This window comes from Massilia sp. LXY-5 (assembly GCF_059801075.1).
Genome location: NZ_JBNNEH010000005.1, coordinates 168,978 through 188,006 on the forward strand (window position 1 = coordinate 168,978; position 19,029 = coordinate 188,006).

The window sequence follows — 19,029 nt, forward strand, 5'->3', positions numbered from 1 at the left end:
GCTTGCTTTCAGGCATCCTTTCATTTCAGCCCAATAACCCCGTAAGAACTACAACGCCAGCGCCCTGGACCCACGCCGGTTGCTTCCTCACCGACCAAGCGCCTATTGGACGGTACCCTGCACCGTCCGCTTTGGGTCGGAAGCGGACGTTAAAATAGGTCCGTAATCGGCTAGGCGCAGACATTAGCGGTTGATGCGGTTTGCCTCATTAGCTCCCAGGACTTCTTTCTACTACCGGGTATGAGAAAACTATTCATTCGCTTTTTGCTGGCATTTCCACTTATGGCAAGTGCAATCGCGGTTGCCGCCCCTGCGAAATGTCCCGTTGCAGGAGAGGTGGAACAATGGATTGCGGACTTCTGCATGTACTCTGTTGCAACGGACGACCTCGCCAATCCAGGCGTTGTTGCACGCATAAACAAGCAGCCTGAGTCGCGCACAGTCACGGCTTGTTCAGCAAAGACGAAATACAAAGCCAAGATCTGCACCATTGCTGTGCAAGGCGGTTCATATCCCGGAAGCGTCAGGCAGTGCCTGAAGGACAAGTCATTTTCCGGCCCGACAGTACGTGGGGGCGAGTTGTAGCCAAGGTCTCCCTGGGTCGTATACAGCCATAAGCTGAACGTTCGCCCGGCGCGTGCCCGATGGTCAACCGGTTGGCCCGATTTGCTACACTCCCGCCTTTATACGCACGAGAACGACAATGCGAGACTTCCCGGAGCTGCGGGCCGGCGCACTGCGCTGCCTGCTGGAGACCGATCCGCTCACGAAAACGGCCATGGTGGCCGCCCTGGCGCAGGACTTTGCACGGGGTGCCATGACGCTCGACAGCGGCGCCCAGCTGCAAACCGACGGCGCCATCCCCGGCCGTCCCGCGCGCCCCGAGCTGGTATCGCCGCGCCTGGTCGGCCGCCGCTCGATGACGACCGTCGAGGGCCGCGCCATGCTCGCGCACGCGCTGGCCCATATCGAATTCAACGCCGTCAACCTGGCGCTCGACGCCCTGTGGCGCTTCCCCGGCATGCCGGACGCCTATTACGCCGACTGGCTGCAGGTCTCGAAGGAGGAGGCCTACCACTTCACGCTGCTGTCCGACCATTTGAAGACGCTGGGCTACTCCTACGGCGACTTCCCCGGCCACGACAGCCTGTGGGAGATGGTCGACAAGACGAAAGGGGACGTGCTGGCGCGCATGGCGCTGGTGCCGCGCACGCTGGAGGCGCGCGGCCTGGACGCCATTCCGCCGCTGCGCGCGAAACTGGCCCAGGCCGGGGACATGGCGGCGGCGGGGATCCTCGACATCATCCTGCGCGACGAGGTCGGCCACGTGGAAATCGGCAACCGTTGGTACGGCTTCCTGTGCGCCGCGCGCGGCCTGCCGCTGCGCGCCACCTACGACGATCTGGTCGTGCGCTACAAGGCCCCGGTGCTGAAGGGGCCGTTCAACCTGGAGGCGCGGCGGCGCGCCGGTTTCACTGAAGAGGAGCTTGCGCGCTTTGCGTGAGGCGGCGCTCGGCCGCCCACTCGCTCGTCCAGTAGACCAGCGCGGCTGCGGGGAAGGCGAGGCCGGTCAGTAGCGCGGCCTGCCAGCCGTGGCGGGCATACACCCAGGCGCCCAGCGCCGAACCGACCGCGCCGCCGGCGAAGAACAGGGCGAAGAAGATGCCGTTCAGGCGGCTGCGCACTTCGGCGCCGAGCGCGAAAATCGTTCTCTGGCCCAGCACCAGGTTGGCGGCCACCCCCATGTCGAGGATGATCGAGGCCAGTACCAGCAGGCCGAGCGCGACCTCGCGCGAGCCCGGGGCGAACAGCGGCAGGACGAAACTGACGACGCCCAGCAGCAGCGCGGCGGCGGTCGCGAACAGGGTGTGCCCCTTGTCGGCGAGACGTCCCGCGACCGGCGAGGCGACGGCGCCGGCCATGCCGACCAGGGCGAAAATCGCGATCCCGGTCTGCGACAGCCCGAAGCCGGGACCGGCCAGCACCAGCGGGGTGACGGTCCAGAACAGGCTGAAGGAGGCGAACATGGCCGCATGATAGGCGGCGCGCCGGCGCAGCACGGGCGTGGTCGTCAACAGCTGCCACATCGAACCGATCAGGCGGCCGTAGGGCAGGGACGAGCCAGGGGCGCGTTGCGGCAGGCGCGCACGCAGCACGAAGGCCAGCGCCGCGATCGCCAGCGCCGCGCCGCCGTACACGGCATGCCAGCTGAAGTGGTCGGCAATCAGGCTGGCGGCCGGCCGCGCCAGCATGATCCCCAGCAGCAGGCCGCTGACGACCTTGCCGACCGTCTGGCCGCGCGTTTCCTCGCGCGAGAGGTGGGCGGCGAAGGGTACCAGCACCTGCGCGGCGACCGAGCCGAGTCCGATGCCGAGCGAGGCGGCGAGAAACAATGCGGCGCTGCTGCTGAAGGCCGCCGCGGCCAGCATGGCGCTGGTGCCCAGCAGCAGGACGAAGACCAGCTTGCGGTTTTCCAGCAAATCGCCCAGCGGGACGATGAACAGCAGGCCGAGCGCATAGCCGACCTGGGTCAGCGTCACGATGAGTCCGGCCGCATCGAGCGAGAGGCCGGTGGCCGCGCTGATCGGTCCGACCAGGGTCTGGGCGTAATAGAGGCTGGCGACGATCAGGCCGGCGGCGAGGGCGAGCAGGCGGATCATGCCAGGTGAAATATCGTCTGCAGGGGAATGAATCGGTGTCATGGCGGCTCCTCGATAAGTTGCCCCCATTCTAGCGAGGCGCACTGTAAAGATAATTACCCGGTTCATCTCCTATACAATTCGTTTTATATGAACAATCGGGGCAGGCCGTGGACCGGATCAAAGCCATGCAGACCTTCGTGCGCATCGTCGAGGCGAGCAGTTTTTCGCGCGCGGCGGAGACCCTGAACCTGCCGCGCGCCTCGCTGACGGCGACCATGCAGAACCTGGAAGCCTATCTCGGCACCAGGCTGCTGCTGCGCACGACACGTTCGGTGGCGCTCACCACCGACGGCGCCGAATTCTACGCCCGCTGCGTCGAGATCCTGGCCGCCGTCGAGGCGGCCGAGGGACGCTTTCGCAGCAGCGAAGGCGTGCCGCGCGGCCGCCTGCGGATTGAGCTGCCGGGCGCGGTCGGGCGCCGCGTGGTGGTGCCGCGCCTGGCGCAGTTCCACGCGCGCTATCCGGGCATCGAACTGGTGGTGAGCCTGGGCGACCGCCTGGCCGACCTGACCCGCGACGGCATCGACTGCGCGCTGCGGGTGGGAGAGCTCGACGATTCTTCCCTGATCGGGCGCCAGGTCGGCAGCATGCGCTTCGTGACCTGCGCCGCGCCGGCCTACCTGGCCAGCCACGGCGTGCCGGAGACCCTGGAAGATCTCGACGGGCATCGCGGCATCGTGCATTTCTCGGGCCGCACGGGCCGCCCCTTCGACTGGGATTTCAGCGTCGGCGGGCGCATCGAGCGGCGCCGGCTGCCCGGCATGGTCTCGGTCAACGACGCCGACGCCTACGTCTGCTGCGGCCTGCAGGGCCTGGGCATCATCCAGGCCGCGACCTACATGGTCCACGACCACCTGGCGAGCGGCGCGCTGGTCGAGGTGCTGGCAGACTGTCCGAGCGTGCCGATGCCCGTGTCTCTGGTCCATCCGCAAGGCCGGATGGCGAGCCCGAAGCTGCGTGTGTTCGCCGAATGGGTCGAGGACCTGTTCGCCGCCGACCCGCATCTCTGCCGCGCACCGTCCTTACCGTTATCTTCGGAGAATGCATGAACCAACACATCCAGCCGGTCCCCCTCGATAAAGCCTACCGCCTGCTGACCCACGGTCCGACGGTGCTCGTGTCCGGCCACTTCGAGGGCGTCGACAACGTCATGGCCGCTGCCTGGGCCTGCGCCCTCGATTTCGCACCGCCCAAGCTCACCGTGGTGCTCGACAAGGCGACCCGCACGCGCGCGCTGATCGAGGCCAGCGGCCGCTTCGTGATCCAGGTGCCGACCGCCGCGCTGCTCGAGCTGACCAACCGGGTCGGCAACCGCAGCCTCGACCAGCACCCCGGCAAGCTGCGCGAAGCCGGCGTCGCGCTACTGCGCCTTGGCGGCGACACGCTGCCCTTCGTCGCCGGTTGCGCGGCCTGGCTCGAATGCCGCCTGGTGCCCGAGCCGCACATCCAGGCGACGTATGACCTGTTCATCGGCGAAGTGGTCGCCGCCTGGGCCGACGAGCGCGCTTTTCGCGACGGCCACTGGCAGTTCGAGAACGCCGGGCCCGAGTGGCGCAGCATCCACCACGTGGCCGGCGGCCAGTACTACGCCATCGGCGAAGCGCTGCGGGCGCAGGAGGATTGACCCGTTCGAAAATTTCGATGATAGCCGTGCAAACTACTCGCTTTTTGATCCGGCAGGGGGCGCGCATAATTCAATCCATGCACAACACGGCCAGCGTTGAACCGGGAGAGCCCGGGGAGGCAGCGAGATTCGAATCGTTCGAACGGCCGATAACAAAAGGAGCGCATCATGTTGAAAGTACGTAAAAGCGAAGAACGCGGCGTCGCCAATTTCGGCTGGCTCGATTCGAAGCACACCTTCTCGTTCGGCCACTACCACGACCCGGCCCACATGGGCGTCGGCCCGCTGCGCGTGATCAACGAGGACCGTGTCTCCGCCGGCCGCGGTTTCGACGCGCACGGCCACCGCGACATGGAAATCATCTCCTACGTGCTCGACGGCGCGCTGGAACACAAGGACAGCATGGGCAACGGCTCGGTTCTGCGCTATGGCGACGTCCAGCGCATGAGTGCCGGCGACGGCGTGGTGCACAGCGAGTTCAATCATTCGAAGACGGAACCGGTGCACTTCCTGCAGATCTGGATCCAGCCGAACGAAGTCGGCAAGCCGGGCGGCTACGAAGAGAAGCATTTCGACGTCGCCTCGAAAACCGGCCGCCTGCGTCTGGTGGCCTCGCCTGACGGCCGCGAAGGATCGGTCTCGCTGCGCCAGGATGCCTTCCTCTACGCGGCGATCCTGGACGGCAGCGACGACCTCTCGTTCCCGCTGCGGCAGGGCCGGATCGCCTATGTCCACGTGGCGCGCGGTGCGCTCAACGTGAATGGCGTGGCATTGAAAGCTGGCGACGCGGTGCGCATCGACGCCGAGGAGAAGGTGACGCTCGACGGCGCGGTCGACGCCGAAGTGCTGCTGTTCGACCTGCCGCTGTAAGCGATGGACACCTGCGGCACGATGTCCGTAGGGTGGGCATGCCCACCCTACAAGGCGTCAACGCGGCTCGATCAGCCGCGCCGCGCTGCCCGAGGTCCGCAGGCGCTCGCGCCACCAGCGCAGCGCCGCGCCTTCCTCTCCGGTGCGCCAGGCGAGATACAGGGTCTCGTCCGGCTTCGGTTCCTCGACTTCCTTGACAACGAAACGCCCCTGCGCAATGTCCTCGCGCACCCAGGCGGCGGGCAGGAAGCCGAAGCCGAGGCCCGCGCGCTGGAAGTCGTATTTGGTCTGCATGTCGGGCGCCGCCAGCGTGTCCTGGCCGAACAGCAGGCCGACGGTGCGGGCCTGCAGCTGGCGCGCCGAATCGGACACCGAGACCGCGCGATGGGCCGCGAGATCGCTTTTCGAGAGCGGATGGTCGACGCCGGCCAGCGGATGTCCGGGTGCGACCACGAACACGAAGGCGATCGTGGCGATCGGCTCGGCCGTGTAGCCGCCGCCCGGCGGACCCATGCCGGCCGCACCCACCAGCAGGTCGGCGCGGCGCTCGAGCAGGGCTTCCCAGGTGCCTGAGAGTGCTTCCTTCATCAGGCGCAGGCGGGTCTGGTCGGCGATGCCGTAGAAGGCCGTGATGTCGTCCATCAGCGCGCAAGGCGAGAGCATCGAATCGATCGCGATCGTGAACTCGGTCTCCCAGCCGGAGGCCACGCGCCGCACGCGCCGTTCCAGGTCGCCGGCGGCTTTCAGCAGGTAGCGGCCTTCCTTGAGCAGCTCGGCGCCGGCGGCGGTCAGTTCGACGCGCGGGCCGAAGCGCTCGAACAGCTGCACGCCGAGGTCTTCCTCGAGCCTGGAGACGGTGTAGGAAATCGTGGACGGCACCCGGAACAGCTCCTTGGCGGCGGCGGCAAAGGAGCCGCGGCGGGCGATGGTGTCGACGGTGAGCAGTGCGTCGAGGCTGAGTTTGAGCATGCGGTTCCAGGTCCCTCAAAAATGAAAAACCACGATCGCTCGTGGTTTTCGGTTGTGCGTCCCGAGGCGGCCTCAGAAATAGACGTTCACGAACAGGCCGACGTGGTCGCCCTTGACCGGGATGCGGCTGATTTTTTCCTTGAACTTGTCGTTCGCGTAGCGCAGCCTGAAGCCGACGCGCGGCGAGTAGGCGTATTCGATTTCCGCCACCGCACCGGTGCTGTCGGTGAAGTCGTAATCGCCGACGTCGGACGCGCCGCCGCTGCTGAACGCGACCTTGGTGACGTAACGCAGGCCGCCGCCGACGCGCACTTTCTCGCCCACATGATAGAAGCCCAGCAGCTCGAGCGGGATGCGGTCGAAGCGCATGTGGCCATTGCGCGCGTTCAGCTGGTCGACGTGGTAGCCGATCGTGCCCTGCATCGAGAACCGGGGGTTGAAGCGGTAGTCGATGCCCAACTGCAGGGCGATCGAGTCGCCGGCCTTGATGTTCAGTTCGCTGTCGTCTTCGTAGAAGGCGGTCGCGATCTTGTCGCCGCCAAGGGTCAGGCCGGCGCCGAACACGAAGCGCAGCGGCCTGGCGGCGAGGTCCTCGACCGGAACGAAGGTCTGGGCCTGGGCCGCGCCGAGCGAAGCGAGGGCAAATGCAAGTGCAATTTTTTTCATGTCGTTATCGTTGATTTTATCGTTCGGCACGACGCAGGCATGCGTGGTCCGTGGATCGACATGATAAAGAGACAATTGTCTAGATGCAATCAATCGCTGACTGGTTGTTGTCTCAATGGAACATTGACGGTATTGCCGGGCGAGGGAAGCGGCCTGCCGCTTCCCTCACCGGCGCGATCGAAACGATCAGAACACGCGCTGGATCCAGCCGTGCTTGTCTTCGGCGCGGCCGTTCTGGATGTCGAGCAGCGCAGTCTTGAGACGCGTGGTGACGGGACCTGCTTCGCCGTTGCCGATGGCCGCTTCGAAGCCCTTGCCCTTGACCTTGCCGATCGGGGTGACGACGGCGGCCGTGCCGCAGGCGAAGGCCTCGGTCAGGCGGCCGCTGGCGGCGTCCGCTTTCCACTGGTCGATCGAATACGGCTCTTCGCGCACCGTCAGGCCCATGTCGCGCGCCAGCACGATCAGCGAATCGCGGGTGATGCCCGGCAGGATGGTGCCGGTCAGCGGCGGGGTCTGGATCGAGCCGTCTTCGAACACGAAGAAGATGTTCATGCCGCCCAGTTCTTCGACCCATTTGCGCTCGACGGCGTCGAGGAACACGACCTGGTCGCAGCCTTCGCGCGTGGCTTCGGCCTGGGCCGCCAGGCTGGCGGCATAATTGCCGCCGCACTTGGCGTCGCCGGTGCCGCCGGGCGCGGCGCGGATGTAGTGCTCGGAAACCCACAGGGTCACGCCGGCGGCGCCGCCCTTGAAGTAGTTACCGGCCGGCGAAGCGAACACGCAGAACAGGTATTCGGCGGCCGGACGCACGCCCAGCGCGACTTCGGTGGCGATCATGAACGGACGCAGGTAAAGCGCGGCGCCTTCCAGTTTCGGGATCCAGTCGCGGTCGGTGCTGACGATCGCGTGCACGGCTTCCAGGAACAGTTCTTCCGGCAGCGGCGCCATCGCCAGGCGGGTGGCGGAGTTGCGGAAGCGGCGCGCGTTGGCGTCCGGGCGGAACAGGGCGGCGCCGCCGTCCGGCTGCGGATAGGCCTTCAGGCCTTCGAAGATTTCCTGCGCATAGTGCAGCACCATCGTCGACGGATCGAGGGGCAGCAGGCCGCGCGCCTCGACCTTGCCGTCGTGCCAGCCGCGGCCCTCGGTATAGCGGATCGTGACCATGTGGTCGCTGAACGCGCGGCCGAAGCCCGGGTTCTCGAGCAGCGCGGTGCGCTCGGGGGTGGGAAGGGGCATCAGGCTTTGCTGGATCGACAGGGTCGATGGACCAAGTTTGTTCATACAGTCTCCGAGAAACAAAAATGCGCGACAGTGCGGTAGTGCGTCGTCAGGCTGTATTATCGACCAATCACAGCATTTTGGCAGCGCCGAGTTGATCCCGGCCGGGTAAACATTGCGCTTTGACCGTCAATTGAGGGAGAAAACGTGCTTCGATCGATCGACGCCGGCACCGCGCCGGCCCTGCCGTCCATGGGACCCGGCCTTGTGCTGCGGGTGTTGTCGAAACGTCCCCGGCCGGCGGCTGGCGCTCCCGGTCCGTTGACCTCGGAATTCGTCCTTCCCCGCCTCGACCTCGATCACGTCGCGCGCTATGCCAGGGCGCTCGGCTTCGCTCCCGGCGCCATCCCGCTCACGTACTGGTACCTGCCGGTACAGCGCGCCCACATGGCGACCCTGCTGTCGGATGCCTTTCCCTACCGGCTGGCGGGCATCGTCCACGTCGAGAACGAACTGGTGGCGCACGCCGACGTGGCGCCCGGGGTTCCGATCCGGATCGCGACCCGGATCGACATCCTGCCGCCGACGCAGTCGGGCGCCGTCTACTGCACGCTCGAAACCGTCGGCTCCGCACACGGCGAGCCGGTCTTCACCAGCACCAGCAAATACCTTGCCGTGCGCGGGCAGGGTGGCCGCGCAGAATCGGCGGTAAAGCGGGCCGCGAAGCCGGCCGTGCAGCCGGGTGCGACGATCGACAGCTGGAGCGTGGGGCCAGCCAGCGGCCGTGCCTATGCACGCCTGTCGGGCGACTGGAATCCGATCCACCTGACGCGCTGGAGCGCCCGGCTGATGGGGCTGCCGGCGCCGATCATCCACGGCATGCAGTCGCTCGCCAAAACCTGCGCGGCGCTGGAGAAGTCGGCCGGGCGGCGCGTGGCGCGCATCTCGGTGCGCTTCACGGCGCCGGTCCCGCTCGGCTCGACGGCCGAGCTGACGGCGGGCAGCGAGCCCGGCCGCTACCTGCTGTTCTGCGGCGGTGTGCGCGCAGCCGAGGGCGCGTATACCCACGGCTGAAATTGCAGGATTGAAAGTAACGACGGGAAAACCGCCGTACAATGGTGCAGCGCACAAGCGCGCCTTTATCCATTGCCAAGCGAGAACGACATGAACGACCACCAAGGCAGACCCATCCACGAGCTGACGATGACGGTCCTGATGACCCCCGACATGGCCAATTTTTCCGGCAACGTGCACGGCGGCACCATCCTGAAATTCCTCGACAGCGTCGCCTATGCCTGCGCCAGCCGCTATTCCGGCTCGTACGTCGTGACGCTCTCGGTCGACCAGGTGATGTTCCTGCAGCCGATCCACGTCGGCGAACTGGTGACCTTCCTCGCTTCGGTCAACTACACGGGCAGGAGTTCGATGGAAATCGGCATCCGCGTCGTCACCGAAAACATCCAGCAGCGCACCCAGCGCCATGCCAACAGCTGCTATTTCACGATGGTGGCCGTGGACGCGCAGCGCAAGCCGCAGGCGGTGCCGCCGCTGGAGCCCGAGACCGAGGAGCAGAAACGCCGCTTCGACAAGGCGGAAGAGCGGAAGCGCTCGCGCCAGGCGCTGCACGGCAGGAAGGGCTGAAGGGGTCGCGCGCGCGGTCCGCGCGTTTGCAATTTAGTTCCCCTGCTGGGTTAGAGCGGGCTCAGGGCGGAGTCCGGCGCGGAATCTACAGTTGACGCTGTGGTTCCCCAACTCCCTGACCGAGGCTCCCCATGACATTCATGCTCAGCAACAAAGCCCGCCTGCGCTGGGCCGGCGTGTTCGTACCCGCCGTCACGGCCCTGTGCGCCACTGCGGCTCCCACCGGAACGCCAGCCGAAGCGGCGCAGGCGGCAATATCCGCGCGCCCGGCCGGGTACAGCGTCGTCAACCTCGGTCCGGACGCATCGAAGGCGATGCTGAACGAGCGTGGCCAGGCTGCCTTCGTGGTCTCGACCGGCGACGAGTGGCTCAACTGGTTCTTCGACGGCAGCCGCCTGCATGCCCTCGGTTCCCTGGGACGCTCCTTCGCCTACCTGAGGGGCCTGAACAATCGCGGCGTCGTCGTTGGAACGGCGCAGAATCCATTCGCTCGCAGCGAGGCCTTTTCCTGGAGCCTTGCGGGAGGCATGCGCCTGTTGCCGGGTTCTAGCTCGGCGGACGCGTTTGCCATCAACGACTGCAACCAGGTGGCGGGCACGGTGGAGATGCCCGGTTCGGCCCTCATGATGCGCGCCAGCCGCTGGAATGTCGACGGCAGCATGACTGCCCTCGGACCGCCGCCGGCAACCTTCTCGGCCGCCTGGGCCATCAACGAAAGCGGCGTCACGGCCGGCGCCGCCGATGACGAGAGGCGCTTCCTGCGCGCTACCGTATGGGACGCGGCGGGCAGGGCCACGGACCTGGGGGCCCTCGGCGGATCTTCATCGGCCGCCTCGCACGTGAACGCAAGCGGCCAGGTGCTGGGCACCGCCTACCGGGAGTTCGGCGGCGTCGGTTTCCTGTGGAGCCGCCAGACCGGTATCGTGCAGATCGGCCCGGACGCGGGCAACCGCGATGTCACCGCGCTCAACGACAACGGCGACGTTGCGGGCAACAACCAGGTCGAGGACGACGTCCCCGGGGTGAATCACAGGCCCTTCATCTGGTCGATGCGGGGCGGCCTGCGTCCCTTGCCGCTGGCCGGCGCACCCTACGGCAGGGCCGAGGCCCTGAACAACCGCCGCGAGATGGTCGGCTACGTCCAGGACACGCCCATGGATGCGCTCAGCCGGCGCGCGGTCTACTGGAACGATGTGTCCACGCCAGTCGACCTGAACACCCGGCTCTACCGTGCGCCCGCCGGGCTGGTGCTGTATTCGGCACGGGCGATCAACGGCAGCGGCAGCATCCTCGCCGATTCGAACGCCGGGCTGGTCCTGCTGCGCCCGGGACGGGAAGGGACGGCCGCACCGGTGCTCGGCCCCATCGCCGGCGTCGCGGAAGACGTCGGGGTGAGGTCGGGCGACACGGTCGACCTCACGCTCAGCTTCACCGACAGCGCCGTGGGCGAGTCGCACCTGGCCTCGGCCAGCGTCGACGACGGCTGCCCGCAGGCCGCCCCCAGCCTGCGCGAGCGGCGCGGGGTGGGCGACGTCAGCCTGCGCCACACCTTTTGCCGCCCCGGCTTTGCCACGGTCAAGATCACGGTGACGGACCGCGCCGGGAATGCCACGCAGGTGCAGCGCAGGCTGTTCGTCATCGACCGGTCGGTGGCAACGCTGGCCGGAGAGGGCGTGCTGGCGCCGGCGGCGCGGGCTGGGGCGCGCTCCGGCAAGGCGCCGCTGCGGTTCGCCGTGTGGGCGCCGCTGGACGCCAATCCTGCCGCCGGTACGCGTGCTGCCGCAGCTGCGGTCGTCACGCTGACTGGTTCTTTCCACTTCCGTGCCGACGCCGTCGGCAAGCCCGAGCGGAACGGGCAATCGGTGCGGCTGGCCGGCACCGGGCGCCTCGACGGACGCCCGGGCTATCGTTTCAGCATCGAGGCCAGCCCGGGAGACGCGCAGCGCGGAATTGCGGACCGCCTGCGGGTACGTATCAGCCATACCGATGCGGCAACCAGGGCCGAGCTTGTCGACTATGACAACGGGCCAGGCACTGCGTCGATGGCGTCGCTGGCCGCGGCGCGGGCACCTGTCGATGCGGCGGACGGAACCCTGGTCGACCGCGGCAGTCTGCGTATCGCTGACTAAGTCTCGCCCGGCAGGAAACGGAGGCGCGCAAGCGCCCGCATCAGGCAGCGCATCTTGCCTCCAAAAAACATCCGATTCCTGCCGAGTCTGTTTTCGTTCACACAATGAAGGAGTCGTTGCCGAGCCCGTCTTTTGCCAATACACTGAGTCGATCACATCCATTCGCATGTGAGCGGAGACAACCGCAATCCCGCAGCCGCGTCGCGGGCGACATCATAAGTATTCACACGGAGAAGACTCATGGCAAGCAACGACACCCGCGCAACGACACCCTTCAGCATTTGCCTGGCCGCACTCCTGGCCGCCGGCGTATTCGGCAGCGCGCAGGCCGCCGCACCCGACACCACGCGCGTCATCGTGGCCTTCAAGCCCGGCGCATCCGCCCATGTCAAATCGGCCGTCAGCGCAGCGAAAGGCGCCGTCAAGCACGAGATCTTCGGCATGAACGCAATGGCCATCGAAGTGCCGATCGTCGCCCTGAAAGGCCTGGAAAACAACCCGAACGTGGAATACATCGAAGAAGACGTGATCCGCAAGCCCTTCGCCCTGACCACGCCTTCGACCGGCACGCCCTACACCAGCGGCCAGTTGGTCCCCTACGGCATCAAGCTGGTCCAGGCCGACCAGCTGAGCGACTCGCTTGCCAGCAACCGCAAGGTCTGCATCATCGACTCCGGCGTCAACCGCGACCACGAAGACCTGTCCGGCAATAACTTCACCGGCGAATACGACAGCGGCACCGGCTGGTGGTACACCGACGAAAACCACCATGGCACCCACGTGGCCGGAACCATCGCCGCAATCAACAACAGCGGCGTCGGCGTCGTCGGCGTGAACCCGAACAAGCAGCTGAAACTGCATATCGTGAAGGTGTTCGGCGCCGACGGCTGGGCCTATTCGTCGACCCTGGCCAGCGCCGCCAACAAATGCGGTGCGGCCGGCGCCAACGTCATTTCGATGTCGCTCGGCGGCGGGGCGAAGAGCAGGACCGAAGAGAACGCCTTCAATACCTTGTACACGACAAAGAACGTGTTGAGCGTGGCGGCGGCGGGCAACGACGGCAACCGCGTCGTCTCCTATCCTGCCGGTTACGCCAGCGTCGTGATGGTCGGCGCGCTCGACGAGAACAAGCAGTGGGCGAGCTTCTCGCAGTACAACAGCAAGGTCGAGCTGTCCGGCCCCGGCGTCAGCGTGCTGTCGACCGTGCCGACCGGCGCCGGCATCGACGCCGCCCTGGCCGTCGGCGGCACGAACTATGCCGCCGGTGCGATGGAAGGCTCGCCCCTGAAAACGGCAACCGCGCCGCTGGCCGACTTCGGCATCGGCGATGCCATCAACACTGCTGTCTCGGGCAAGGTCTGCCTGATCGCCCGCGGCACGGTCGACTTCGCAACCAAGGTCTCGAACTGCCAGAACAGCGGCGGCGTCGGCGCCGTCGTCTACAACAATGTAGCCGGCGCCTTTGGCGGCACACTGGGCACCACCGTCACCAGCATCCCGTCCGTGACCGCGACCGATACCGATGGCGCGGCCATGAGGGCGAAGCTGGGCCAGAGCGCCACCGTCGCCGTCAAGGCCAGCAACTACGCCTATTACGACGGTACCTCGATGGCGACCCCGCACGTCTCGGCCGTCGCCGCCCTGGTGTGGAGCTACTTCCCGACCTGTACCGCGGCGCAGATCCGCACCTCGCTCGACAACAGCGCGCTGGACCTGGGCGCGGTCGGGCGCGACGTCAAGTACGGCTACGGGCTGGTGCAGGCGAAGGCGGCGTATGACCGCATCAAGTCGGCAGGCTGCGGCAAGTAATCGCTGCCGCAGGCTGTAAGGGAGAGGACGCCATATCGGCGTCCTTTTTTCGTTGGCCCTCGCGTCGGGCTGTTCCGTGCTCGAATCCGCATGCTATAAACACGCTCTCGAGTTCAAGACACCAGGAGGCGTACCCGATGATCACCCTGTACCACTGCATCGCGGCGCGCTCGTTCCGGCCGCTCTGGGCGCTGGAAGAACTGGGGCTCCCGTACGAACTCAAGATGCTGCCGTTTCCGCCGCGCGCGCACGAGCGCAGTTTCCTCGCCGTGAATCCGCTCGGCACGGTGCCCGCCATGTTCGACGGCGAGCTGCGGATGACGGAATCGTCGGCAATCTGCCAGTACCTGGGCGCCCGCTATGGCGATGGCAGGCTCGATGTCGCGGTGTCCGATCCGGACTTCGGTGCCTACCTGAACTGGCTGCACTTCGGCGAAGCCACGCTGACCTTTCCGCAGACGCTGATCCTGCGCTACGAGCGCTTCGAACCGCCCGAACGCCAGTCGCCCCAGGTCGCACACGACTACAAGCGCTGGTTCCTGGGCCGGCTGCGCACCCTGGAACCGGTGCTCGATGGCCGCTCCGCCATCTGCGCCGGCCGCTTCACCATGGCCGACATCTCGGTCGGCTATGCCTTGCTGCTCGCGGAGTACCTGGGGCTGGCCGGCGAGTTCCCGCCGGCGGTCGCGCGTTATCTTGAAAGCCTGAAGGAACGCCCCGCGTTCAGGAGGGCGCAGGAAGCGGAGGCCGCCGCGGCGGGCGAGCAGGGCGTGAGTACCGTGCCGGCGCCCTTGACCTTGCCCTAGCACGCTTAATCGAGATCCTCGTGGTGGTCGGTCACGCCACGCTTCCAGTAAGCCGAGACCCGCATCGCCTCCTTCGGCAAGGCCTTTTCGGCGGCCAGCACTTCGCGCAGGGCACGCATGGCTGCCGCTTCGCCGCCTGCCCAGGCAAAGCCTGCGCCGGGCGGCAGCGCGAGCGCGCGCACGGCGCCGGCCAGCGCAGCCGCGTCCTCTACCCAGTGCACCTCGGAGAGGGACGCGCCCGCGAACGGGATCCGGTCTGCTTCGCCGGCGGCGGCCACGACGATCACGCGCGCAGCGGCCGGCAGTTCCTCCAGACGCCGGCGCATCGCCGGCAGCGCGCTGGCATCGCCGGCCAGCAGGTGCCAGTCGACATCGGGCGGGATGATCATCGAGCCGCGCGGCCCGCCGATGACGGCGGCGTCGCCCGGCCGCGCACAGCGTGCCCAGTTCGAGGCGGCCCCCTCGCCGTGCAGCGCGAATTCGATCGTCAGCTCGCGCGCTTGTGCGTCGAAGCGGCGCGGCGTATAGTCGCGCCGCACCTGTTCGCCGTCCGCTCCCTCGAACATGAACTTGACGTGGTCGTCGAAGGACAGCGAGACGAAACCGGCCAGCGAATCGGCGCGAAAGGTGATCGCGACAAAGTGGGCGCCGAGCGGCTCGACCCGCGTGACCACGACCTCGCGCCGGTGAAGTTCGTGGCGCACGCGCTGGACGCTCCTGCGATTATCCTGTTCCATCATCGGACCCTCAATTTAGTTGATAATGTCTCCCATTATGAAAAAACACGTTGATAAAGTCAACCAAAATTCCCCTGCCTCGGGTCAGGCCGTGTTCGAGGCCATCCATTCGATCATGCATCTCTACCGCGCGCGCCAGATGCGCGCGGCAGGCGCCGGCGTGCCGGAACTGACCCATATGGAAGGCAAGGTGCTGGGCTTTTTTGCGCGCCGGCCGGGGGCGACGCTGAGCGACCTGGTGGCGCATTCGGGGCGCGACAAGGCCCAGCTGACCCGCCTGATCCGCGCCCTGCGCGAGCGTGGACTGCTCGATGCGCAGGCCGACGAACAGGATCGCCGCAGCACGCGCCTGCGCCTGAGCGGCAGCGGCGAAGCGATCCACGCGGGTTGGCACCGCCAGGGCGCCGCGGCGGCCGAGGAGGCCTTTAAGGGAGTGCCGGAAGCCGAGCGGGCCGCCTTGCTGGCGCTGCTCGAGCGCGTGCGCGCCAACCTCGACGCGCAGGACGGGAACTAGCGCTGCGGGGGAACCGGCGGCGCGGCCGGGATGCTGCGCAGGTAGCCCAGCAGGTCGCCGACCTGCTGCGGATCGCTCATGCCCCAGAAACGCATTTTGGTGCCGGGGACGAGGTCGCCCGGCGAATCGAGGAAGGCGGCGAGCGTCTTGTCGTTCCAGACGATGCTTGACTTCAGCATCGCCGGCGAATAGCGGAAGTCGGGCGTGCTGCCGGCGCGCCGGCCCATGACGCCGTTCAGCTGCGGGCCGAAGCCGGCGCGTGCCGACGGACCTACCGCGTGGCAGGATGCGCAGCGCGAGGCGAACAGGCGCTGGCCCTTGGCCAGGTCGGCGGCGCCGGCGGCAAGCGGAAAGCAGGCGACGAGGAGCAGGGACAGTCTGTTCATGAGGCGTCGGTGGCGACCGGCAGGGCAGGGGCCCAGGCGCGCAGGAAGGCCGCCAGGGCGAATTCGATTTCCTCTTCGACCTGGCCGGGGCCCGGTCCGCTGCCGTAATCGAAGAGCACCCGGTCGAACCAGGACGCCTCGAGCAGCGCCCTGAATTGCTGGGCGCTGCCGCGCGCATCGCCGCCGCGCAGGGCGCCGGCTTCCATCTGCGCGCGCAGGTAGCCCGCCAGCGCGGCGTCGATGCGCGCCGCACCGAGGTCGCGGCAGCGCAGGTCCAGTTCGGAGCGGCCGGCGCCGGCGGCGAGCACGCGCCGCAGGCTGCAGACCGATGGCGACAGCGCATACGACAGGTAGCGTCCGGCAAAGCGTTCGAGCGTGACGGCCAGGTCCGGGCCGGCGCCGGCCAGCACCTCGAGCATCGCCGCGACCCCGTTTTCGGTCGCCTCGTCGACGAGGGCGGCGAGCAGGGCCTCCTTGGCGCCGAAATAGCCGTACAGCGTGGTCTTCGAAAAGCCGGTGCGCAGGCCGATGTCGGACATCGATGCGCGCTCGTAGCCCTTGTCGCGAAACTCCTCGGCAGCGGCATCCAGGATCGCCTGCCGCTTTTCAGGCGTGCGTTTCATGGCGTCCGGCGCCGCTCAGTCGACCCGGCGCACCTTGGCCGACTGGTTCGTGCCTTCGACGCTCAGGAACATGGTGCCGAACATGTTGCGCGCGATGCGCACCTTCGTGCCGCTGCGCCGCGGCAGCACGGCCGAGCTGTCGTCGACGATGCGCCAGACCTGGCCGTTCGCCAGCTTGATGCGCGAGTTCGGGCCCCAGCCTTCGAACTCGCCGGCGACCGTGCTCTCCATTGCGGCCGGCAGTTCGTCCGGCTTTTTCTTGATGGTCTCGCTGCCGAAACCGGCGGCCGGCGCGGCACCAAGCGGCATCGCGTCGTAGCAGGCGAGCCGGCTCGCCGCCTCCGGCAGGGCGCGGCACTTCAGGACGGCGTCGTCGTCCGCCAGCGCGGCACTCGATACGAACAACAGCAGGGTCAGGCTTTTTTTCATGAACGGTTCCGGAAAAAGCGCCGCAAGGTGCGGGCGCGGCAGCGCCGATTATAAAGGCAAGCGCGCCAGCCGCGCCCGGCCGTGTCAGGCCGCCAGGGCCGGCGCACCCTCCGCCGCGCTTCCCATGTGGCGGTTCACGGCCGACAGCACCGCCTTGAACGAGGCCGTGACGATATTGCTGTCGATGCCGGCGCCGAACAGGGTCGGGCCGTTGCCCACCCTCAGTTCGACATAGCAGGCCGCGCGCGCATTCGCGCCCGAGCCGATCGCGTGCTCGTGGTAGTCCATCAGGCGCACGTCGAGGCCGAGCGCATTCACGAAGGCGTCGATCGGACCGTTGCCGGCGCCGCGCAGTGCCCGCTGCACCTGCTCATGGCCCGCCGTCACTTCGACCTGCACCTGCTCGCCGGCGGCCGTGTTCTCGCTCATGCGGTGCGAGATGTAGCGGTAAGGCGCTTCCTGTTCGAGGTATTCGCGCACGAACAGGGCGTGGATGTCGCTTGCGGCGATTTCGCGCCCGCTGCTGTCAGCCAGGCGCTGCACCACGCGCGAGAACTCGATCTGGAGGCGGCGCGGCAGGGCGAGGCCATATTCCTGCTCGAGCAAATAGGCTATGCCGCCCTTGCCGGACTGGCTGTTCACGCGGATCACGGCGTCGTAGCTGCGTCCGAGGTCGGCCGGGTCGATCGGCAGGTAGGGCACTTCCCAGACCGCGTCCTTCGGCTGCACCGCAAAGCCCTTCTTGATCGCGTCCTGGTGCGAGCCGGAGAAGGCCGTGAACACCAGGTCGCCCGCATACGGATGGCGCGGGTGCACCGGGAGCTGGTTGCACTCCTCGACCAGCTGGCGCACGCTGTCGATGTCCGAAAAATCGAGGCCCGGATGGACGCCCTGGGTGTAGAGGTTCAGGGCCAGGGTCACCAGGTCGACGTTGCCGGTGCGTTCGCCATTCCCGAACAGGCAGCCTTCGACACGGTCGGCGCCGGCCAGCACCGCCAGTTCGGCCGCCGCCACGGCGGTGCCGCGGTCGTTGTGCGGATGCACGCTGATGACCAGCGCTTCGCGGCGTTCGAGGTGGCGGCACATCCATTCGATCTGGTCGGCATACACATTCGGCGTGCTCGCTTCCACGGTCGAGGGCAGGTTGACGATCATCCGATTGTCCGGGGTCGGCTGCCATTCGGCGCTGACGGCGTCGACGATGCGCTTCGAGAATTCCAGCTCCGTGGTGGAGAAGGATTCCGGCGAATATTCCAGGCCCCACTGCGTCTGCGGGTGCTGCGCCACGAGTTCCTTGATCAGGCGGGTGCCGTTGACGGCGATCTGGACGATCTCGTCCTGGGTCATGCCGAACACGACACGGCGGAACACGGGGGCGACCGAGTTGTAGACGTGGACGACGGCGCGCCTGGCGCCGGCCGCCGATTCCACGGTGCGGCGAATGAGTTCGTCACGGGCCTGGGTCAGGACGATGATGGTGACGTCGTCCGGGATGCGGTTTTCCTCGACCAGCATGCGCACGAAATCGAAGTCGGTCTGCGAGGCGGAGGGGAAACCGACTTCGATTTCCTTGACGCCGATTTTGACCAGCATCTCGAAGAAACGGAGCTTCTTTTCTGGGCTCATCGGCTCGATCAGGGCCTGGTTACCGTCGCGCAGGTCGGTGCTCATCCAGATCGGCGGACGGGTGATGGTGTTACCCGGCCATTGGCGGTCGGCGATCGCGACGGCGGGGAAAGGACGGTATTTCGAAGATGGGTTGGTCAACATGTTCAGTACTCCTGCTAAAAACGAAGGGTGCCGGGTTCGGCGCGGGAGTGGCGAAGGGCTGCCGGACGGGCCACGAGAACGCTAGGCCCGGCAACCGATCGGTAGTTTTAGCAGTAGACGAAGCGAGGCCCGT

The 19,029-nt window shown here is 67.1% G+C and carries 19 protein-coding genes; 10 read left to right on the top strand and 9 right to left on the bottom strand.

What is annotated here, in order from left to right; translation table 11 throughout:
- The first annotated feature begins 703 nt into the window (after positions 1 to 703).
- A complete protein-coding gene (locus tag ACI48I_RS15800; RefSeq protein WP_498574728.1) occupies positions 704 to 1,504 on the top strand; it encodes a ferritin-like domain-containing protein in 801 nt (266 codons plus the stop codon).
- Here the strand turns inward: ACI48I_RS15800 and ACI48I_RS15805 are convergent.
- Complete coding sequence (locus ACI48I_RS15805) at positions 1,473 to 2,702, bottom strand: MFS transporter (RefSeq protein WP_498574729.1); 1,230 nt, start codon at positions 2,700 to 2,702, stop codon at positions 1,473 to 1,475. The genes ACI48I_RS15800 and ACI48I_RS15805 overlap by 32 nt on opposite strands.
- Before the next feature lie 107 nt (positions 2,703 to 2,809).
- Between ACI48I_RS15805 and ACI48I_RS15810 the strand changes: the two genes are divergently transcribed.
- The 3 genes from ACI48I_RS15810 to ACI48I_RS15820 all read left to right on the top strand — a co-directional run bounded on the left by ACI48I_RS15810 (position 2,810) and on the right by ACI48I_RS15820 (position 5,196).
- The gene (locus tag ACI48I_RS15810) at positions 2,810 to 3,751 is read left to right on the top strand and encodes a LysR substrate-binding domain-containing protein (protein ID WP_498574730.1); all 942 of its coding nucleotides are present in this window, start codon (positions 2,810 to 2,812) and stop codon (positions 3,749 to 3,751) included.
- Positions 3,748 to 4,326, top strand: coding sequence for a flavin reductase family protein (locus tag ACI48I_RS15815; RefSeq protein ID WP_193685695.1), 579 nt, complete (start codon positions 3,748 to 3,750; stop codon positions 4,324 to 4,326). The genes ACI48I_RS15810 and ACI48I_RS15815 overlap by 4 nt, the downstream gene beginning before the upstream one ends.
- 168 nt (positions 4,327 to 4,494) lie before the next feature.
- A complete protein-coding gene (locus tag ACI48I_RS15820; RefSeq protein WP_193685696.1) occupies positions 4,495 to 5,196 on the top strand; it encodes a pirin family protein in 702 nt (233 codons plus the stop codon).
- 57 nt (positions 5,197 to 5,253) lie between these two features.
- On the opposite strand, the gene ACI48I_RS15825 is transcribed toward ACI48I_RS15820, so the two are convergent.
- From ACI48I_RS15825 to ACI48I_RS15835, 3 genes are all read right to left on the bottom strand, one after another.
- Positions 5,254 to 6,165: a LysR substrate-binding domain-containing protein gene (locus ACI48I_RS15825; RefSeq protein ID WP_498574731.1), complete on the bottom strand. Its 912-nt coding sequence runs from the start codon at positions 6,163 to 6,165 to the stop codon at positions 5,254 to 5,256.
- Positions 6,166 to 6,237: 72 nt separating this feature from the next.
- The gene (locus tag ACI48I_RS15830; protein WP_498574732.1) at positions 6,238 to 6,831 is read right to left on the bottom strand and encodes an outer membrane beta-barrel protein; all 594 of its coding nucleotides are present in this window, start codon (positions 6,829 to 6,831) and stop codon (positions 6,238 to 6,240) included.
- Positions 6,832 to 7,017: 186 nt separating this feature from the next.
- Positions 7,018 to 8,070, bottom strand: a complete 1,053-nt coding sequence (locus ACI48I_RS15835; RefSeq protein WP_407943905.1) for a branched-chain amino acid aminotransferase — start codon at positions 8,068 to 8,070, stop codon at positions 7,018 to 7,020.
- Between the two features lie 189 nt (positions 8,071 to 8,259).
- Between ACI48I_RS15835 and ACI48I_RS15840 the strand changes: the two genes are divergently transcribed.
- The 5 genes from ACI48I_RS15840 (at position 8,260) to ACI48I_RS15860 (ending at position 14,437) form a co-directional block, all read left to right on the top strand.
- Positions 8,260 to 9,126 carry a MaoC/PaaZ C-terminal domain-containing protein gene (locus ACI48I_RS15840; RefSeq protein WP_498574733.1) on the top strand — a complete coding sequence of 289 codons (867 nt, stop codon included), beginning with the start codon at positions 8,260 to 8,262 and terminating at the stop codon, positions 9,124 to 9,126.
- A 90-nt stretch (positions 9,127 to 9,216) separates the two neighbouring features.
- A complete protein-coding gene (locus ACI48I_RS15845) occupies positions 9,217 to 9,693 on the top strand; it encodes an acyl-CoA thioesterase (protein ID WP_193685701.1) in 477 nt (158 codons plus the stop codon).
- 131 nt (positions 9,694 to 9,824) lie between these two features.
- On the top strand, positions 9,825 to 11,822 hold the full coding sequence (locus ACI48I_RS15850) for a hypothetical protein (protein WP_498574734.1): 1,998 nt from the start codon (positions 9,825 to 9,827) through the stop codon (positions 11,820 to 11,822).
- Between the two features lie 240 nt (positions 11,823 to 12,062).
- Complete coding sequence (locus tag ACI48I_RS15855) at positions 12,063 to 13,631, top strand: S8 family serine peptidase (RefSeq protein ID WP_498574735.1); 1,569 nt, start codon at positions 12,063 to 12,065, stop codon at positions 13,629 to 13,631.
- A gap of 137 nt (positions 13,632 to 13,768) precedes the next feature.
- Entirely contained in the window at positions 13,769 to 14,437 is a 669-nt protein-coding gene (locus ACI48I_RS15860) for a glutathione S-transferase family protein (RefSeq protein WP_193685704.1), read from the top strand.
- A gap of 5 nt (positions 14,438 to 14,442) precedes the next feature.
- Here the strand turns inward: ACI48I_RS15860 and ACI48I_RS15865 are convergent, their stop codons facing one another.
- A complete protein-coding gene (locus ACI48I_RS15865) occupies positions 14,443 to 15,174 on the bottom strand; it encodes a siderophore-interacting protein (protein WP_498575037.1) in 732 nt (243 codons plus the stop codon).
- 37 nt (positions 15,175 to 15,211) lie between these two features.
- Between ACI48I_RS15865 and ACI48I_RS15870 the strand changes: the two genes are divergently transcribed.
- The gene (locus ACI48I_RS15870; protein WP_193685706.1) at positions 15,212 to 15,688 is read left to right on the top strand and encodes a MarR family winged helix-turn-helix transcriptional regulator; all 477 of its coding nucleotides are present in this window, start codon (positions 15,212 to 15,214) and stop codon (positions 15,686 to 15,688) included.
- Here the strand turns inward: ACI48I_RS15870 and ACI48I_RS15875 are convergent.
- From ACI48I_RS15875 to leuA, 4 genes are all read right to left on the bottom strand, one after another.
- On the bottom strand, positions 15,685 to 16,074 hold the full coding sequence (locus ACI48I_RS15875; RefSeq protein WP_193685707.1) for a c-type cytochrome: 390 nt from the start codon (positions 16,072 to 16,074) through the stop codon (positions 15,685 to 15,687). The two genes, ACI48I_RS15870 and ACI48I_RS15875, sit on opposite strands and share 4 nt — an antisense overlap.
- A complete protein-coding gene (locus ACI48I_RS15880) occupies positions 16,071 to 16,697 on the bottom strand; it encodes a TetR/AcrR family transcriptional regulator (protein ID WP_498574736.1) in 627 nt (208 codons plus the stop codon). Before ACI48I_RS15880 ends, ACI48I_RS15875 begins: the two co-directional genes overlap by 4 nt.
- A 15-nt stretch (positions 16,698 to 16,712) precedes the next feature.
- Entirely contained in the window at positions 16,713 to 17,126 is a 414-nt protein-coding gene (locus ACI48I_RS15885) for a hypothetical protein (RefSeq protein WP_193685709.1), read from the bottom strand.
- Between the two features lie 84 nt (positions 17,127 to 17,210).
- Positions 17,211 to 18,896 carry a 2-isopropylmalate synthase gene (gene leuA, locus ACI48I_RS15890; RefSeq protein WP_498574737.1) on the bottom strand — a complete coding sequence of 562 codons (1,686 nt, stop codon included), beginning with the start codon at positions 18,894 to 18,896 and terminating at the stop codon, positions 17,211 to 17,213.
- Between the last annotated feature and the right edge of the window lie 133 nt (positions 18,897 to 19,029).

Excerpts from the sequence above, each read along its gene's own strand:
- ACI48I_RS15800 (WP_498574728.1), top strand. The coding sequence starts at position 704 with ATGCGAGACTTCCCGGAGCTGCGGGCCGGCGCACTGCGCTGCCTGCTG.
- ACI48I_RS15805 (WP_498574729.1), bottom strand. The coding sequence starts at position 2,702 with ATGACACCGATTCATTCCCCTGCAGACGATATTTCACCTGGCATGATC.
- ACI48I_RS15815 (WP_193685695.1), top strand. The coding sequence starts at position 3,748 with ATGAACCAACACATCCAGCCGGTCCCCCTCGATAAAGCCTACCGCCTG.
- ACI48I_RS15820 (WP_193685696.1), top strand. The coding sequence starts at position 4,495 with ATGTTGAAAGTACGTAAAAGCGAAGAACGCGGCGTCGCCAATTTCGGC.
- ACI48I_RS15825 (WP_498574731.1), bottom strand. The coding sequence starts at position 6,165 with ATGCTCAAACTCAGCCTCGACGCACTGCTCACCGTCGACACCATCGCC.
- ACI48I_RS15830 (WP_498574732.1), bottom strand. The coding sequence starts at position 6,831 with ATGAAAAAAATTGCACTTGCATTTGCCCTCGCTTCGCTCGGCGCGGCC.
- ACI48I_RS15835 (WP_407943905.1), bottom strand. The coding sequence starts at position 8,070 with ATGCCCCTTCCCACCCCCGAGCGCACCGCGCTGCTCGAGAACCCGGGC.
- ACI48I_RS15845 (WP_193685701.1), top strand. The coding sequence starts at position 9,217 with ATGAACGACCACCAAGGCAGACCCATCCACGAGCTGACGATGACGGTC.
- ACI48I_RS15850 (WP_498574734.1), top strand. The coding sequence starts at position 9,825 with ATGACATTCATGCTCAGCAACAAAGCCCGCCTGCGCTGGGCCGGCGTG.
- ACI48I_RS15855 (WP_498574735.1), top strand. The coding sequence starts at position 12,063 with ATGGCAAGCAACGACACCCGCGCAACGACACCCTTCAGCATTTGCCTG.
- ACI48I_RS15860 (WP_193685704.1), top strand. The coding sequence starts at position 13,769 with ATGATCACCCTGTACCACTGCATCGCGGCGCGCTCGTTCCGGCCGCTC.
- ACI48I_RS15865 (WP_498575037.1), bottom strand. The coding sequence starts at position 15,174 with ATGGAACAGGATAATCGCAGGAGCGTCCAGCGCGTGCGCCACGAACTT.
- ACI48I_RS15870 (WP_193685706.1), top strand. The coding sequence starts at position 15,212 with ATGAAAAAACACGTTGATAAAGTCAACCAAAATTCCCCTGCCTCGGGT.
- ACI48I_RS15875 (WP_193685707.1), bottom strand. The coding sequence starts at position 16,074 with ATGAACAGACTGTCCCTGCTCCTCGTCGCCTGCTTTCCGCTTGCCGCC.
- ACI48I_RS15880 (WP_498574736.1), bottom strand. The coding sequence starts at position 16,697 with ATGAAACGCACGCCTGAAAAGCGGCAGGCGATCCTGGATGCCGCTGCC.
- ACI48I_RS15885 (WP_193685709.1), bottom strand. The coding sequence starts at position 17,126 with ATGAAAAAAAGCCTGACCCTGCTGTTGTTCGTATCGAGTGCCGCGCTG.
- leuA (WP_498574737.1), bottom strand. The coding sequence starts at position 18,896 with ATGTTGACCAACCCATCTTCGAAATACCGTCCTTTCCCCGCCGTCGCG.